Origin of the sequence: Kribbella amoyensis (genome assembly GCF_007828865.1) — a bacterium.
Taxonomy (GTDB): domain Bacteria; phylum Actinomycetota; class Actinomycetes; order Propionibacteriales; family Kribbellaceae; genus Kribbella; species Kribbella amoyensis.
Map to the genome: position 1 here is coordinate 1,659,980 of NZ_VIVK01000001.1, position 15,748 is coordinate 1,675,727.

The 15,748-nt window shown below is 69.5% G+C and carries 14 protein-coding genes and 1 pseudogene; 10 read left to right on the forward strand and 5 right to left on the reverse strand.

Translation table 11 applies throughout. The annotated features are described in order from the left end of the window. The first annotated feature begins 35 nt into the window (after nt 1-35). Nucleotides 36-1,526: an alpha/beta hydrolase gene (locus FB561_RS07995; RefSeq protein ID WP_145804580.1), complete on the forward strand. Its 1,491-nt coding sequence runs from the start codon at nt 36-38 to the stop codon at nt 1,524-1,526. A 30-nt stretch (nt 1,527-1,556) separates the two neighbouring features. After that, complete coding sequence (locus FB561_RS08000; protein ID WP_145804582.1) at nt 1,557-2,783, forward strand: transglutaminase domain-containing protein; 1,227 nt, start codon at nt 1,557-1,559, stop codon at nt 2,781-2,783. Here FB561_RS08000 and FB561_RS08005 read toward each other — a convergent pair. From FB561_RS08005 to FB561_RS38525, 4 genes and pseudogenes are all read right to left on the reverse strand, one after another. After that, nucleotides 2,780-3,979, reverse strand: a complete 1,200-nt coding sequence (locus FB561_RS08005; protein ID WP_238334705.1) for a mannosyltransferase family protein — start codon at nt 3,977-3,979, stop codon at nt 2,780-2,782. The genes FB561_RS08000 and FB561_RS08005 overlap by 4 nt on opposite strands. Nucleotides 3,980-4,124: 145 nt before the next feature. Further along, nucleotides 4,125-6,389 (reverse strand): transglycosylase domain-containing protein, encoded by a 2,265-nt coding sequence (locus tag FB561_RS08010; protein ID WP_238334706.1) that lies wholly within the window; start codon nt 6,387-6,389, stop codon nt 4,125-4,127. A gap of 132 nt (nt 6,390-6,521) precedes the next feature. Beyond that, nucleotides 6,522-6,989 carry a TIGR00366 family protein gene (locus FB561_RS38520; protein ID WP_238334707.1) on the reverse strand — a complete coding sequence of 156 codons (468 nt, stop codon included), beginning with the start codon at nt 6,987-6,989 and terminating at the stop codon, nt 6,522-6,524. A gap of 64 nt (nt 6,990-7,053) precedes the next feature. Beyond that, nucleotides 7,054-8,277 (reverse strand): annotated as a pseudogene (locus FB561_RS38525) (TIGR00366 family protein); the annotation flags it as partial. On the opposite strand from FB561_RS38525, the gene FB561_RS08020 reads away from it, so the two are divergent. The 8 genes from FB561_RS08020 (at nt 8,227) to FB561_RS08050 (ending at nt 14,103) form a co-directional block, all read left to right on the forward strand. After that, a complete protein-coding gene (locus FB561_RS08020; protein ID WP_145804586.1) occupies nt 8,227-8,802 on the forward strand; it encodes a PadR family transcriptional regulator in 576 nt (191 codons plus the stop codon). The pseudogene FB561_RS38525 and the gene FB561_RS08020 sit on opposite strands and share 51 nt — an antisense overlap. Before the next feature lie 10 nt (nt 8,803-8,812). Next, nucleotides 8,813-9,892 (forward strand): inositol-3-phosphate synthase, encoded by a 1,080-nt coding sequence (locus FB561_RS08025; protein ID WP_145804588.1) that lies wholly within the window; start codon nt 8,813-8,815, stop codon nt 9,890-9,892. Between the two features lie 76 nt (nt 9,893-9,968). Beyond that, nucleotides 9,969-10,799, forward strand: a complete 831-nt coding sequence (locus FB561_RS08030; RefSeq protein WP_145804590.1) for a DUF72 domain-containing protein — start codon at nt 9,969-9,971, stop codon at nt 10,797-10,799. A 77-nt stretch (nt 10,800-10,876) separates the two neighbouring features. Continuing rightward, nucleotides 10,877-11,317, forward strand: coding sequence for a hypothetical protein (locus FB561_RS08035; RefSeq protein ID WP_145804592.1), 441 nt, complete (start codon nt 10,877-10,879; stop codon nt 11,315-11,317). 92 nt (nt 11,318-11,409) lie between these two features. Next, on the forward strand, nt 11,410-11,571 hold the full coding sequence (locus tag FB561_RS37745; protein ID WP_170284596.1) for a hypothetical protein: 162 nt from the start codon (nt 11,410-11,412) through the stop codon (nt 11,569-11,571). Further along, the gene (locus FB561_RS08040) at nt 11,568-12,641 is read left to right on the forward strand and encodes a hypothetical protein (RefSeq protein ID WP_145804594.1); all 1,074 of its coding nucleotides are present in this window, start codon (nt 11,568-11,570) and stop codon (nt 12,639-12,641) included. Before FB561_RS37745 ends, FB561_RS08040 begins: the two co-directional genes overlap by 4 nt. A gap of 26 nt (nt 12,642-12,667) precedes the next feature. Continuing rightward, nucleotides 12,668-13,120, forward strand: coding sequence for a hypothetical protein (locus FB561_RS08045; RefSeq protein ID WP_145804596.1), 453 nt, complete (start codon nt 12,668-12,670; stop codon nt 13,118-13,120). Further along, complete coding sequence (locus FB561_RS08050) at nt 13,117-14,103, forward strand: hypothetical protein (RefSeq protein ID WP_145804600.1); 987 nt, start codon at nt 13,117-13,119, stop codon at nt 14,101-14,103. Before FB561_RS08045 ends, FB561_RS08050 begins: the two co-directional genes overlap by 4 nt. A 136-nt stretch (nt 14,104-14,239) precedes the next feature. Here the strand turns inward: FB561_RS08050 and FB561_RS08055 are convergent, their stop codons facing one another. After that, on the reverse strand, nt 14,240-15,688 hold the full coding sequence (locus FB561_RS08055) for a zinc-dependent metalloprotease family protein (RefSeq protein WP_145804602.1): 1,449 nt from the start codon (nt 15,686-15,688) through the stop codon (nt 14,240-14,242). Nucleotides 15,689-15,748 lie beyond the last annotated feature (60 nt).

The window sequence follows — 15,748 nt, forward strand, 5'->3', positions numbered from 1 at the left end:
TTCCTAGGGTCGAAACGACCTTGGAGGAGGACCCGATGAAGCTGTTGATCGCGCCGATCGTGGCCGGCCTGCTGGCCGTGCCGCTGACCGTTCCACTCGCCGTCCCGGCCGCGGCGGAGGAAGCGAAGATCCGCTGGCACCAGTGCCAACGCGACGCCGAGGACACCGAGGGCGCCGAGCTGGACCAGGCCGGCGCCGAGTGCGGTGAGCTGGACGTACCCCTGGACTACCGGCGACCGGACGGCCGGAAGATCACCCTCTCGATGTCGCGGCTGCCCGCGACCGGCGACCGGATCGGCACGATGCTGCTGAACGACGGTGGACCGGGCGGGCCGGGACTCGGGATGCCGCTGCGGCTCCGGCCCGCGATGCGCGAGGCGGGCACGCGGTACGACCTGATCGGCCTGGATCCGCGGTTCGTCGGGCGCAGTACGCCGCTGGATTGCAAGGTCCCGCAGGCGGGCTGGCCGTGGTCCGCCGGGTCGGACCGCGCGAGCTTCGACCGAGCCGCCCGGTTGCAGGCGTCGATGGCCGCGCGGTGTACCGAGAACGCGGCCGAGTACCTGCCGCATGCGAGTACCCGGGAGACCGCGCGCGACCTGGACCGGGTCCGGAGCGCACTCGGGGAACGGAAGATCTCGTACCTGGGCTACTCGTACGGGACGTACCTGGGCGCGGTGTACGCGGAGATGTTCCCGGCTCGGGTGGATCGGATGGTGCTGGACGGGCCGCTCGATCCGGCGACGTACGGGGCCGGCATGTTGCGGAACGCGGGACCGGTCAACGAGGCGGCGCTGCGGGCGTGGGCGACGTGGGCGGGCGCGCGGCACTCCTCGTACGGGCTCGGCAGAACGGCGGACGAGGTACTGAGGACGGTGCGCTCGATCCAGCGGGTCGCGGCGGAGCGTGGTCTGCGCGTCGGGGAGCACACGCTGGACGACGGGGTCGTACCGGTGCTGCTGTTCGCGTCCCTCGGTGACGACCGGGATCCGGCCCGGGCACACCTTGCCGGGACGGTGCGGACGTTGCTCGCGGCCACGCGCGGTCCGGTGGAGGCCGGCGAGGAGCTGGCGGGTCTGCTGGCGCTCCTGCTGACGCCGGCGCTCTCGCAAATGGTCAGTGGGCAACTGGCGATCGCCTGTGCCGACCGCGCTGTCTCCCGGGATCTGCGGACCTACTGGCGCGACATCCAGCGGCATCGGCAGGACGAGCCCGTCTTCGGCTCCCTGACCCGCGCACCGTCACCGTGTGCCTTCTGGCCGACCGCCCCGAAGGAGCAGCCGACGCGGGTCGACACCAAGGTGCCCGCCCTCATCGTCGCCGCGGACGGTGATCCCCGGACGCCGTACGCCAACGCCGCCCAACTACAGCGTGCACTCCGAGGATCCAGCGTGCTGACCGTCACCGACGCCCGCAAGCACGGCCTCTTCGGCGAGTACGGCAACGACTGCGTCGACAGTTCGGTCGTCGCGTACCTGGCCTCCGGTGACCTCCCCGCTCGACCGGTCGTCTGCGCCAGGTCCTAGCCCTCACCGGGGAGCGGCGATGATGGGCGGGTGACCGAACTTGTGGACGACCTGCCGCCCAGGGATCTCGCCGAGCTGCGGCTCCGTGCCGAGCAGTACGTACGAGCCGAGGAGGACCAGCTCCTGCTGGCCTTGGTCGGCGAGCTGCGCGGCGACGGGCAGTGGTGGACCCACCTTTGGGCTCCATCGGCTGCCCTCGCCGCGCGCCGGATCGGCGATGCCCGGGCGGTCGCGCTGTTGGTGGAGGCGATCGACGGGGGGTTCAGTCAGCCCGAGTTGTTCGACGGTGAGCTGGAGAAGGTGTTCGGGGCCGACGCGGAGTGGCCGGACTGGCAGCACCGGATGGCCGCGAACATCCCGGCGCCGACGCTCGAACTGCTCGACTGGCCGGACGCAGCACCGATCGAGCTGACCTTGTACGCGATCGACCCCGCCCGGGTGGATGCCCTGCGCAACCGTCTGCCCGAGGTGGTCCCCGGCTCCGCCTGGCAGACGGTCGTCCGGTTGCTCGAATGGGTGCACGACCGGTGGGACCACGCGAACGACCACGTCGAGGACCCGGACGCGCTGACCGTGCTCGACCGGGTCGACGCCGGTGCGCGATTCGCCTGTGTCGAGTACTCGATCGTGCTCAGTCAGGCCCTCAACGCCGTCGGGATCCCGGCCCGCCGGCTCGATCTGCGGCAGCCGAACCACCATGTCGGGGTCGGCCGCGGCCACGTGGTCAGCGAGGCGTGGATCGACGAACTGGATCGCTGGGTCCTGCTCGACGGCCAGAACGGCGCGTACTGGATCGATGCCGGCGGTACCCCGCTCGGGATCCGCGAGCTCCAGGCCCTGGCCGAGCCGCCCGCCTTCGTCCCGGCCGGATCGGTCGAGCCCCTGACCGACCAGCAGGCCGCGTCCTGGTTCACGTACTTCGCCTCGTACTCGACCACGGGCGCCGTCCCGGCCGTACCGCCGTTCGCGGCCGTGTTCCAGGGGATGCGGGTGATCCGGACACCGCGATTGACGGGCGCGTCGGTCCACCCCGACCTGGCCGCGATCTCCACCGGACTCGGCGGCACCGTCGAACGTCCCACGGTCCGGTTCGCGCATCGGCACCCGTACGGGACCGGGATCCGGGTGAGCGGTTCGCCGTACAACGACGAGTGGGCGCTCGACCTCACCCCGGGGACCCACGAACTCACGGTCGCCGTGGTCACGCCGTACGGGACGACGGCGCCGAGGCGGTTCGCGTATCGGGTACGGGACTAGCCGGCCCAGCGACCGGTGAAGAACGCGCACGACCAGATCACGGCCAGGGGGATCGCGAGGGCGAAGTAGAGCCGGCCGAGCCAGGGTCTTCGGTTCGCCAGCACCGCGAGCCCGATCCACAACGGCCACCACAGCAACGTGGCCCGGGTGAGCGAGTAGACCCAATACGACGTGACGAAGGCCGCGATGGTGCTGCCGACCCAGGCGGCCTCACCCCAGGACCGACGCCAGAGCAACCAGACGAGCAGGATCAGGCCGACGGCCAACGCGACCAGCTCGGCCCGGAACATCCAGGTCCAGTCGGTCCGATCCGCCGGGAAGTGGCCCTTGGTCGCGGCCTCGAACGTGTGCATCAGCGAGGTCCACGGCATCGTGAACTCGCGGGCCCACCCCTTCTCCTGCGCCTCCTGCCAGGCGAACCAGGACCCGTGCACCTGCTTCAGGTACGCCATGAACCCGAGCACCGGCACGGCCGGCAACGCGAGCCACGGCAGCTTCTTCCAGTCCCGGCGCTTCGACGTCGCGAACTCGACCACGAGCGCGAATGCGAGGAAGATCCCGGACACCCGCACCGTGGCCGCCAGCGCCACCAGGATCGCGGCCCGGCCCCACTTCCCCTGCCGAGCCGCCAGCCACCCGGGGAACGCGAACGCGCAGAACAGCGCCTCGGTGTACGGCGCGGCCAGGAACACCCCGACCGGTGCGGTGAACCAGATCAGCGCCGCCGTCGGCCCGAACCGCAGCGCGTGCGGGAACTCGTACTGCGCGAGCCGGGCGAGGTAGATCCCGGCGACCGCGCTCGCGATCGCGGAGATGAGCACCCCGCCACCGACGTACCCGATCCCGAGCCAGCTCGCGGCCCGCATCAGCATCGGCAACCCGGGGAAGAACGCGGCCAACGGCGCCCCGGACGGCTCCCCGTTCGCGTACCCGAACTCGGCGATCGCCTTGAAGTGCCAGACGTCCCACTGCAACCAGGCCCGCCAGACGTCCGGGTAGTCGCTCCCACGGTTGAACAACAGCGGCGCCGACACCGCGATCAGGAAGATCCCGGCCCGCGTGACCAGCCACCAGCCGAGCGACTCCCGCGCCATCCCGTCCGGCAGGAACCGCCGGAGTCCGACCGAAGTCAGGTCCCGAGCTCGCCGGGCCCGCCGGTGCGGCGGCTGCGGTTCGTCCGCCACCCGCTCAACCACGGACCCCACCCCACACCCTCAACCAGTCGCCGCCGCCCCGAGCCACCCCACCATCGTGCCTCATAGCTCCCGAGTGATCCCCTCGCTCGCCCGCCAACGCAAAGCGGCCGATCCGCAGACAGCTGCGAATCGGCCGCTCAAGGGGTCAGCCCCGGGTCGGTGGATCGTTCCCGTTGGTCGGATCCGCACCGGCCGGAGTCTCCGGAGTGTCCGGTGGCCCGGTCGGGAAGGTCGGGAACGTAGGCCGCCCAGGAGTCTTCGTCGGCTTCGTCTTCGTCGGCTCAGTCGTCGGCGGCGTCGAAGGCGGAGTAGAAGGCGGTGTACTCGGCGGCGTCGAAGGCGGCGTAGTCGGCGGAGTAGAAGGCGGCGGCGTATTCGTCGGCGTCGGCGTGAAGGTCGGAGTCGGCGTTCCGAGGCTGTCCTCGTCCGGCTGGTCGAACTCCTGGACCGGCTTGTTCTCCAGCGCAGGCTCCATGAAGTCCAGCCAGGTCTTCACCGGGTAGTTCCCACCGAAGAAGGCGGGATCGTCGCTGAACGGGTCGAGGTCGGACTCGCCCTCCTTGCCGGCCCGGTACAGCACCGCCGTCGACAGCTCCGGCGTGTAACCGACCCACCAGGACGTCAGGGTGTCGTCGCCGTCCTCGTACTTGTCGCACTTGCACTTCGCGTTCGCGCGGCGCTTCTCGACCGCGAGACCACCGGCGGTGCCGGTCTTGCCCGCTGCCGGGCGGTCCAGCTGCTTGGCCCGCGTGCCGGTGCCACCCTTGGCCTCGACCACCTGCTGCATCGCGTAGCTCGTGGCCTTCGCGATCTCCGGGTCGATCGCCGGGACGCCCTTGATCTTCGTCTTCTCCGACCAGGTCACCGCGCCCGTCTGGTCGCGGACCTCCTTGATCACGTGCACGGGCATGCGCGTCCCGTTCGCCGCGAAGGTGCCGTAGGCGCTGGCCATGTCGACCGTCGAAGCGTAGGCGTTCGGGCCCAGCACGAGCGCCGGCGCGTCCCGGTCGGCCTCGGGGATCTTCGGGATCCCGGCCGCCTCGGCCATGTCTGCGACCTTGCTCGGGCCGTTCTCCATCTCGTTGTCGACCAGGTCGTAGAAGGCGGTGTTCACCGACTTCTCGGTCGCGGTCAGCAGGCTGACCGGCCCGTAGTCCTCGCCGAGCTCGTTGTCGTACTTGCCGCCGCGGATTTCGATCGGCCCGTCACCCTGGAACCGCTGCTCGAGGTCCTTGCCGTCCTTCAACGCGGCGGCGACGGCGAACGGTTTGAACGAGGAGCCCGGCCGCGCCTTGGCCGTTGCCCAGTTCAGCTGGTTCTTGACGTAGTCGAGACCACCCACCATGGCGACCAGCTCACCGGTCTGCGGCCGGACCGAGGAGAGCCCGACGTGCAGCTCGTTCGGGCCCTTCGGCTGGTTCTTGCTGAAGACAGCCCGGACCGCGTCGATCTGGAGTTTGTAGTCGAAGGTGGTCTTGACCTTCAGGCCACCACCGACGATCTCGTCGTCGCTGTACCCGTTCTTGACCAGCTCTCGCCGGGCCATGTCGAGCAGGAAGCCCTTGGTGCCGGCGAACCGCGGGCTCTTCTTCTTCTTGTTCAGGGGCGGCAGCTTCTTGCTCCACTCCGCCGCGTTCGCCTCGGAGATCGTGCCGGACTGACGCATGCCGTCCAGGACATACCGGTAGCGGTCGAGCAGGCGCTTCTGCGTCGCCGCCGACTTGTCGTCGGGGTCGAAGACAGTGGGGTTGTTGAGGACCGTCGCGAGCAGCGCGGCCTCGTTCGGTTTCAGCTGCCGAGGATCCGGCTTGCTGAAGTACGCGTCGCCGGCCGCGGAGATGCCGTAGGCGCCCTCACCGAAGTAGATCGTGTTGAGGTAGCCCTCCATGATCTCCTTCTTGTCCGTCTGCCGGCTCAGCTTGGTGGCGATGAACAGTTCGGAGAACTTCCGGGAGAAGGTCCGCTCCTGGGTCAGGTACATGATCTTCACGTACTGCTGGGTGATCGTCGAACCACCCTGGAGCTGCTCACCCCGCGCGATGTTGAACGCCGCGCGGGCCATGCCGGACGGGGAGATGCCGGGGTTGGTCCAGAAGGTCCGGTCCTCGGCGGCTGTGACGGCGTCCTGAACGGTCTTGGGGACCTGGTTGAGCGGAACCGACTTGCGGTTCTGGTCGAAGAAGGTCCCCAGGACGTTCTTCCCGTCGGCGTAGTACACCGTCGTCGTGTTGGTCTTGAACTCCTTGTTCGGGTCCGGGATGTCGGTCATCTGGTACCCGATGAAGAAGACCGCGGCGGCGCCGATGATGCCGACGAAGAAGAGACCGAGGAGCCAGCCCAGGGTGCGCAGGGCCCAGTGTTTCTTGCGGCGCGCGCGGGACGGGGCGGCCTTCCTACGAGCTTCACTCACTGTGTGGTTCCTCGAGATCTCGCTGAAGTCATTGCGACCCAGACTAAGGGTGCTGTGGTAACGGGCCCGAATCCGCACCGGATCGTAGCGCTACCGCCGGTCATCGGCGCATGACCCTCTCACCATCGGTGATCAGCCGGTCACGTGTGGTGCCAGGAGGGTGACGGCGATCAGGGCGGTCGGGAAGCAGGCGAGGAAGAGGGTGAAGGTGTAGCCCATGATGTCGCGGGCCTTGAGGCCGAGGATGGCCAGCGTCGGCAGCATCCAGAACGGCTGTAGCAGGTTCGCGCTCGCCTCGCCCAGGTCGTACACGACGACCATCCAGCCGGCGTCCACCTTGAGCTGGTTCGCCGCCTCGAGCACGTACGGTGCCTCGATCACCCATTTGCTGCCGCCGCTCGGGACGAAGATGCCGAGGACGCACGAGTAGATCGCGACCAGCGGCGGGAAGAGCACCTGGTTGCTTGCCTGCACCAACCACCCGGCCAGCCGCGCGGAGATCCCGGTGTACGCGATCATCCCGAAGATGCCGCCGTAGAGCGGGAACTGCAGCAGGACGCCGGCCGCCGCCGGGGCGCCGTCCCGGACCGCGCGGGCCATCCGCCACGGCCGCCAGTGCAAGCAGCAGGGCGAGCAGGAAGAGGATCAGGTTGACCGTGTTCAGGTCGAGCGCGTTGAAGAAGCTCTTCCCCTCGAAGTACCGGAACAGGTAGACGACGCCGAGCAGGACGACGAGCAGACTGAACAACGGTGAGTGCTCCAGCCAGTCCCCCGGCCGGCGCTGCTCCCCGTCGGCGCGCTGCCCGTTGTACGCCGAACCGCGGCCCGTCAGCGGCCTGAGCTCGATGCCGAGGTCGTCGGCGGTTCGCGAGTTCCCCTCGCCGGGTGCGACGAACCACGCCATCGCCACGCCCACGCAGTACACGAGGAGCGTGGCGACCAGGGCCTGCCAGGTGAAGATGGTGTCGCTCAGCGGGATCACGCCACTCGCCCGGCCGCTCTCCCGGATCACGTCCTGGACCGGGGCCGGGCTGCTGGTCGCGCTCGCCACCTGGAGGGCGGCCGAGCCGGACAGCCCTTGCGCCCACACGGTGCCGAGGCCGAGGAACGCCATCGCGCCGAGCGCCCGGTAGTCCGCCTTCGGCACGTTCCGGGCGACCTCCTTGGCCAGGATCGCCGCGAAGATCAGGCTGAACGCCCAGTTCAGGTACGACGCGAGCATGGCGACCGCGGCGACGAACGCGACCGCGGACCGTGGGCTCCGCGGGATCCGGGCCAGCCGCGCGATCAGCCGGGCCACCGGACCGCTGGTCGCCACGGCGTACCCGCCGATGATGATCATCGCCATCTGCAGCGTGAACGTGATCAGGCTCCAGAACCCGAGCCCCCACGCGTCGACCAGGCCATACCCCTTCGTGGCGGCCGGGTCGTCCGGGCGTTTCAGCAGCGGTTCACCGGTGACCAGCCCGAACACCAGCACCACGAAGGTGCCGACGAGCACGAACCCGAACGCGTCGGGCAGCCACTTCTCGGTGAAGGCGGTGAAGCGCAGGGCGATCCGGGCCAGCGGCCCCTCGCCCTCCGCACCGTGCCGTGCGTGCTTTGCCTGGCTCTCGGCCATGACTCTCCGCTCCTGGACCACGACCCTGGGTGTCGACTGATTAACGCAGATCGGCGCCTGACGTAACAGGTTTCGGGCCGGAGACGGCGAGACCGCACTGACAAAGGTCGACTTTGTCATGAGTTGTGGATGGCTGACACCGCGCCTATCGTGACAGCACGATGTATCGAACCGATACATCAGGTCATGACAAACTAGACCGAGGGAGGTGGGTTGATGGGAAACCGCAGTGGGGTCCTGGAGCTCGCCGTACTCGGTTTGCTGCATGAAGCGCCGATGCACGGTTACGAGCTCCGCAAGCGCGTCAACGCCCAGTTCGGGTGGGGGCGGGTGCTGTCGTTCGGGTCGCTCTACCCGTGCCTGAAGGCCATGCTCCGCAACGGCCTGATCTCGGCCGACGCCGGTACGCCGGACGGTCGCAGGCAGAAGATCGTCTACACGATCACCGCCGACGGGAAGGACCACTTCGCGCACGCGATGCGCGACGTCGGGCCGTCGGCGTGGGAGGACGACACGTTCGGTGTCCATTTCTCGTTCTTCGGCCGGACCGACCCGGCCACCCGGTTGCGCATCCTCGAGGGCCGGCGAGCCCGGATGGAGGAGCGGCTGGCCAACTTCCGGGCGGCGATGAGCCGGACGGCGGAGCGGGTCGACGCGTACACCCTCGAGCTGCAACGGCACGGCCTGGAGTCGGCCGAGCGCGAGGTGCGCTGGCTGAACGAGCTGATCGACGGCGAACGGCGGCAGCAGCGGTCCCCTGACCATCAACCGCCCGCAACACCCCCCAACTAAGGAGTTCCAGATGACTGCGATCCGGGTAGCGATCGTCGGTGTCGGCAACTGCGCCAGCTCGCTCGTCCAGGGCGTGCACTACTACCGCGACGCGAAGGCTGAGGAGCGCGTCCCCGGTCTGATGCACGTCCAGTTCGGCGACTACCACGTTCGGGACGTGCAGTTCGTCGCCGCGTTCGACGTCGACGGGAAGAAGGTCGGGCTGGACCTCGCGGACGCCATCGGCGCCAGCGAGAACAACACGATCAAGATCTGCGACGTGCCGCCGTCCGGCGTCACGGTGCAGCGCGGTCACACCCTGGACGGGCTGGGCAAGTACTACCGCGAGACCATCACCGAGTCCGACGCCGAGCCCGTCGACGTCGTCGCCGCGCTGCGCGAGGCCGCGGTCGACGTCCTGGTCTGCTACCTGCCGGTGGGCTCGGAGCAGGCGGCCAAGTTCTACGCCCAGTGCGCGATCGACGCCGGCGTCGCCTTCGTGAACGCGCTGCCGGTGTTCATCGCGGGCACCAAGGAGTGGGCCGACAAGTTCACCGCGGCGGGCGTGCCGATCGTCGGCGACGACATCAAGTCGCAGATCGGCGCCACCATCACGCACCGGGTGCTGACCAAGCTGTTCGAGGACCGCGGTGTCACCGTCGACCGGACGTACCAGCTGAACGTCGGCGGCAACATGGACTTCAAGAACATGCTCGAGCGGGAGCGGCTGGAGTCCAAGAAGATCAGCAAGACCCAGTCGGTCACCTCGCAGCTGCGCGAGGAGATCGAGGACCGCAACGTGCACATCGGCCCGTCCGACTACGTGGCCTGGCTGGACGACCGCAAGTGGGCGTTCATCCGGCTCGAGGGCCGCAACTTCGGCGACGTCCCGCTGTCGCTGGAGTACAAGCTCGAGGTCTGGGACTCGCCGAACTCGGCCGGCATCATCATCGACGCGATCCGCGCGGCCAAGATCGCCAAGGACCGCGGCGTCGGCGGCCCGATCCTCTCGGCGTCCTCGTACTTCATGAAGTCCCCGCCCGAGCAGTACGCCGACGACGTCTGCCGCGACCTCGTCGAGAAGTTCATCAAGGGCGAAGTAGAACGCTGACCACCCGCGCCGGCCGGCCCCGACCGGCCGGCGCATCTTTCTGTACTTCCCCACCGTCCGCACTAGATTCGTCCCCGTGCGTCTTCACGTGGGTTGTGCGATGTGGTCCCACCCCGCCTGGGATCTCGGCGCCCGCGACCGCCTCCGCACGTACTCCACCTGGTGCACCGCGGTCGAAGGCAACACCACCTTCTACGCCACCCCGACCCGCGCCACCGTCGAGGGCTGGGCCGACCAGACCCCGCCCGATTTCCGCGTCGTGGTCAAGCTCCCGAAGACGATCACGCACGAACGCCGCCTCCGCAACGCCGACCCCGAGCTCACCGGCTTCCTCAGCGCTCTCGAACCCCTCGGCCCGCGCGCCCACGCGTTCTGGATCCAGCTCCCGGCGTCCTTCGCACCGAGCGATCTCGGCACCCTCGCCGCGTTCCTGCACCGCCTCCCCCGCACCCACCGGTACGCCGTGGAGGTCCGCCACCCCGCCTTCTTCGACGACGAACGGTCCGCCGCCCTCCTCGAACGCGTGCTCGCCCGAGTCGACGCGGAGTGGATCCCGTTCGACACCACGACCTTGTTCGGCCGCCCGCCGACCAGTAACGGCGAGCGCGAAGCATGGACGAACAAGCCGCGCGTCACCCGCCGCACCCGCGCCCTGACCGCGACCCCGATCGTCCGGTACATCGGCCGCGACGACCCCGAAGAGACCGCCGCGGGCTGGCAGGGCTGGGCCGACCTGGCCGCGTCCTGGCTGACCGAAGGACGGTCACCCACAGTCTTCATCCACACCCCGGACAACGTGGACGCGCTGAATCTCGCGCGCCGGTTCCACGACGACGTCCGGACCCGGGTGCCCGCCCTCGAACCGCTCCCGGAGCCCGCTCCGACCGGTCCGCCCACCCTTTTCTGACATTCTTCGCCGGCCGTTCACCGGGGCGAGGTCCGTGTCTCGCCGTCGGACCGCGTTTTGCCCTAGGTTTGTTCACTGTGAGGTACGACGAGTTCCGCTCTGCTTACGATGCGGTGCAACAGGCGTGCCTCGAGGCGCGGCTGGACGTGGACGGACTGGCCGCCGAGGTGTCCCGCTTGGCCCTGCTCGCCGATCAGGTGGAGCTGCGGTCGGAGCGGGAGGAGGCGTCCACCGACCTGGCCGCGCTGACCGACCTGCTCGCCATGGTCCGGCGGACCGCGCCGCCGCCCGCGTCCCCGGCGTACCGGCAGGCCTTCCAGGAGGTCTCCGTGCTGTCCGCCGAGGCGAAGGTGGACGAGGGATCCGTGACGGAGCGGTTGAACCGGGTCCAGCGGGCGATCAACCGGATCCGCAAGATCGCCGAACGCGTGGACGATCCGGGTGAGCGGTTCACGTTGCTGAAGATGACCGAGCCGCTGGTCGTGCTGGCCGACGGGCTCGAGCACTCGCGGTCCTGACAGTTTTCCACAGCTCGCGAATTCGTCGCTGAGCGAAGGCCCGATCTCCGTACCTTCCCTGCCGAGACACCAACTCGTCAGGGAGGTCAGGGATGGACCACGAGCAGATTCCGGGAGCTCGGCCGGAGCGGACGGAATGGCTGATCCGCCAACTCCGCGAGCGGGCGGCGAGTTGTGAGGATCCCCGGGAGCAGACCAATCTCCGCCGATCGGCCGACGCCCTCGTCCGCCTCGCCACGGCGCAGCGCCCATGAGCACGACGTACGACGCGGTGGCGGCGGCACTGCACGACCACAACTCCGGCCGAGGTGGGGTGGCCGATCCACCGCGCACGTTGACCGAGCTGCTGGCCGTGCATGCGGACGCGGCGATCGCGGTGTCCGGCGCGGGCCGGACCGCGTGGAACGGCCAGGTCGTCGAGGCCGGAGACGGCATCCTCGGCCTGGCGAACTGGGACGGCACGCTGCACCTGGATCGCGAGTGCATCCTCGAACCCTTGCGCGAGCTGTACGCCCGCACGGGTGACCAGCAGTCGCCCGAGGCGTTGCTCCGGTATCGCGAGGCGCTCCTAACCGTGTTGCACGAGCAGTCCCACTTCCTCGGTCCCGCCGGGGCGACCCAGGAGGCGGCGCGGCTCGCCTTCCGCCAACCAGGGAGCCGAGCCCTCGAGGAAGGGGTTGCCGAGGTGTGGGCGCATCGACGGCTCGACGCGTACCTGACCGAGCTCGGTATCGATCAGGTGGCGCCCGGGATCGAGCGGGTCACGGCCGAGCCGTCGTACCAGGCGTTCGTCCCAGCGGTCGAGCTGCTCACCGCGGACCTGGATCAGCGGGCCGGTCTGCCGCCGGGATCCACCCTGGATCAGCTGAACCGCGAGACCGCCGAGGGCCAGTGGCCGATGGTGAGCGACCTGGTCTACCGGTCGAGCCAGCTGCCGTCCGTGGTTCCGGCCCCGCAGGAGCACGAGGTCCGGCTGAATTTGGAGCACACCTTGCGCGCAGGGTTCGCGGCACTCGCCGACTCCGAGCCACTCCCACGCGCCGACGCCGCGACCCGGTCACGCTCCATCGCCCACCGAGTCCTGTTCCGCCTCGACGCCGAGATCACCAGCACCTACGACCGTTTCGCCCCGCCCAGCGAGCATCGCCACCGCATCACCACGCCGCCCAGCGAGCATTGCGACCGGCCCACCACTCCTTTCACACAGGCCTTCGCCGGCCTCGCCCCACCCGGCTCGCGCAAACCAACAGCCGGGCCGACGGCTGCCGCACCGTGTGCGTCGCCCGCCGCGCGGAGCCCGCGAGGGACAGGACGGGGCGGCTGATCCCGGTGGACCCCGATACTGATGACATGGACTACGACCAGTTCGACGCTGTCTACGGCCAGGTGCTCGTCAGCGCCCGGTCACTCGACGCGGCGGCCCTCGAGAGCGAGGTCGACCGGCTCCGTACGCTGGCCGACTCACTCGACTCGCCGGCCGACCAGCAGGCCGCTCACCTGTTGGTCGCCTCCCTCCAGGACGCCGTGGCCCGGTCCCAGCGGCCCGTCTCGGCGGAGATGGCCGCCGCGGTGCAGATCCAGACGCACGCCCGGACCAGCCAGGGCACGTCCGCGGAGAGGATCAAGCGGATCCGGGCCGGCATCGACCAGATCGCCACCATCGCCGAGACCGCCGACGTCTTCGAACGCGGCGCGATCCTCGACCTGAACACCTCGCTCGTCCGCCTCCTCGACACGCTCACCCTGGACGGCCCTGACGACGGAGCTGAGGGCGAAGGAACTGAGGTCGACGGCGGCCGATGACGCCGGTCTCCAGCTACGACGAGCTGATGGCGGCCCAGGCTCAGGCTGCGGTCGCGATCTCCGACGCCCATCACTCCTCGTGGAACAAGGAGGTTCACCCGCTCCCCGCGAGTCAGGACAAGAGCAAGGCCAACATCCGCGCGTACGCCAGGTGGGACGGCGCGATCGAGTACCGGGGCGACGTCACCCAGACCTTGCAGGACATGTTCGCCAAGGCCGGCCGGGCTTCGTCGGACGCCGACCTGGAGCAGTACCGGGATGCCCTCGGCGTCGTCCTGCACGAGAACGTCCACCTGCTCGCCGGGCGCGGCACGTCCCACGGGATGGCGTTCGACGCGTACCAGGAACCGGCCGTCGCCACCCTGGACGAGGGCGTGACCGAGGCGTACAAGCGGATCGCCCTCGACGCGTACATCGACGAGCTCGGCCTGGAGCAGATCGCGCCCGGACTGAAATCCGTTCGCGCGGACCGGTCGTACCCGCAGTTCGTGCCGGCGGCGGAAGTACTCGCGTCCGCCATCGGCCGTCGCGCCGATCTCCCGGGCGACGAGGTGATGCGTCGGATGGCGGTGGTCAACGCCGAGGACAAGTTCCGCGTCGCCGCCGAGCTCGTCTACGCCTCCAGCGACCTGCCCGACCTGGTCCCGGAGGGCCACCAGGCCGCGGTCGTCACGCAGATCGCCGCCACCCTGAAGGGTCCGTTCGAACAGATCTCCGACCTCGACCCGGACGACCACCTCGATCTCCGGATGTCTCCCCTGGCCGGTGCCGAAGCCGACCAGGCGGCCGCCCAGTACGTCCGTCAGCAAACCACCTTCTGGCGCGACCGCCAGGACCTTCGGAAAACCCTCGACGTCGGCCTCGGCCAGACCTCACCACGGGAGGCCACCGGCTCCGACCGCGCGAGCGGCGACACCCCGCGCCGAGGCGGCCACCTGTCCCGGCAGGACCAAACCAGCTGCCGCCCCATCGACCGCGACTGACCGGGCCCACACCTCGTGGACCTCGTCCTGCTCGGCCGTACCGAAGACCGCCGGGTCGCCGTCGGTGTCGTACGGCGAGACGTCGACCGGGCCGCCGCTCTCACCAGGAGAGCGGCGACCCGAGTCGGTCCTGCGGTCAGCCGGCGGTGACGCGGACGGAGTACGCGCCGCGGCTGCCGTACGTGCTGTAGCCGGTGGTCAGCGGATCGGCGTAGCCGACGTTGTCCACCTTCAGGTAGTAGGTGCCGGCGGCAACCTGCTGCTTGATGCTCGCGCTCAGCCCGGTCGGCGTCGCGGAGTTCGACTGACCCGAGGCCGGGTTCGCGGTCGCGATCACGGTGCCGGCGGAGTTCACCAGCTGCAGCTTGATGTCCAGGTCCGCACCGCTGGCGGCGGCGTTCGCGGCGAACGTGTACGTCCCGGCGGTCCCGATGCTCACCTTGAAGTAGTCGACGTCGGAGTCCGTGGCGTAGACGCCCTTCGTGGTGGCGCCGACGGCGACCGTGGTCGCGGTACCGGTGGTGTTGCCGTGGTCGTCGGCCCGCAGCGCGAGACCGTTCTGGCCGGCGACGGCGAAGTCGTCTTCCTTGTTGTTCGCGCCGGAGTACTCGCCCTTGCTCCATTGGCTGATCGCCTTGGAGTAGCCGACGCCCATGATCGGGGCCCACGCGCCGTGGCCGGCGTAGTACCCCTGGGACGCGGTGCCGTCGTGGCTCAGGCCGATGTTGTGCCCCGCCTCGTGCGCGGCCGCTTCGGCGATGTTCTTCGCGCCGGTCCCGACGCCCTTGGTGAACACGAGCGCGGGCTGGTAGTACGCGTGCTGGCTGGTGCTGTCGTAGACGCCGACGTACGCGACGCCGCCGCAACCACAGCCGGACTGGTACCAGGTGGTCGGGTCGATCACCACGCGGGTGCCGTACTGCTGGTCGGACGAGCCCGAGCGGGTGATCGCGGATTCGGCCGGCGCCTGCGTGGTCACGTCGACGTCGAACGGCGCGTAGTCCTCCGCGACCCGGGCCCAGACGTCGCGGACCACGTCCTGCTCGGCGGTGCTCCAGTTGCTCGCGTTGCCGTCGGTGTCGTACGGCGTGACGTTGACGGTGGCCGGTTTGCCGCCGGTGTTCCAGGCGGTTCCCTTGATCGTGTGGCCGTCGAAGTCGAGGTAGATCACCCGGTTCGACCCGGGCTTGCTGTGCAACTCGAACGCCGGGCCGGTCGCACCGGCGACGGCCTGCTTCGCCCACCGGGGCGACGCGGAGGCGGCTGCCTTCTCGGCCTGGGTGGCGACGGGTTCGCGGTAGAAGAGTTTGCCGGCTTCGTCCAGCCAGCTGGTCTTGTCGGTGGCCAGGATCCGCTGCAACTGCTGCTCGGCGATCCCGTTGAGCTCGGCCACTTCCGCCAGCCGCGGCTGCAGCTTGGCGAGGGCGGCACGGCCCTGGATCTTTTCACCGAGTACCTGGTCCAGCGGGGCGGCGGTCGGACCTTCCTGGGCGTCTGCCTGGTTGCCGGCCACGACGGCCAGCGCTCCGAACAGAACGGCACCGGTGCCGACGAGGGCACCGGTTCGGCGGAACCTGCTTTGCATGGGGGTCCTCCTCAGGGACTCCATTTGTTGCCTCACTTGTCGTGCGTGGGCGCGCACTTT

Excerpts from the sequence above, each read along its gene's own strand:
- FB561_RS08055 (WP_145804602.1), bottom strand. The coding sequence starts at position 15,688 with ATGCAAAGCAGGTTCCGCCGAACCGGTGCCCTCGTCGGCACCGGTGCC.
- FB561_RS08040 (WP_145804594.1), top strand. The coding sequence starts at position 11,568 with ATGAGCACGACGTACGACGCGGTGGCGGCGGCACTGCACGACCACAAC.
- FB561_RS08050 (WP_145804600.1), top strand. The coding sequence starts at position 13,117 with ATGACGCCGGTCTCCAGCTACGACGAGCTGATGGCGGCCCAGGCTCAG.
- FB561_RS38520 (WP_238334707.1), bottom strand. The coding sequence starts at position 6,989 with ATGGCCCGCGCGGTCCGGGACGGCGCCCCGGCGGCGGCCGGCGTCCTG.
- FB561_RS37745 (WP_170284596.1), top strand. The coding sequence starts at position 11,410 with ATGGACCACGAGCAGATTCCGGGAGCTCGGCCGGAGCGGACGGAATGG.
- FB561_RS07995 (WP_145804580.1), top strand. The coding sequence starts at position 36 with ATGAAGCTGTTGATCGCGCCGATCGTGGCCGGCCTGCTGGCCGTGCCG.
- FB561_RS08020 (WP_145804586.1), top strand. The coding sequence starts at position 8,227 with ATGGGAAACCGCAGTGGGGTCCTGGAGCTCGCCGTACTCGGTTTGCTG.
- FB561_RS08025 (WP_145804588.1), top strand. The coding sequence starts at position 8,813 with ATGACTGCGATCCGGGTAGCGATCGTCGGTGTCGGCAACTGCGCCAGC.
- FB561_RS08045 (WP_145804596.1), top strand. The coding sequence starts at position 12,668 with ATGGACTACGACCAGTTCGACGCTGTCTACGGCCAGGTGCTCGTCAGC.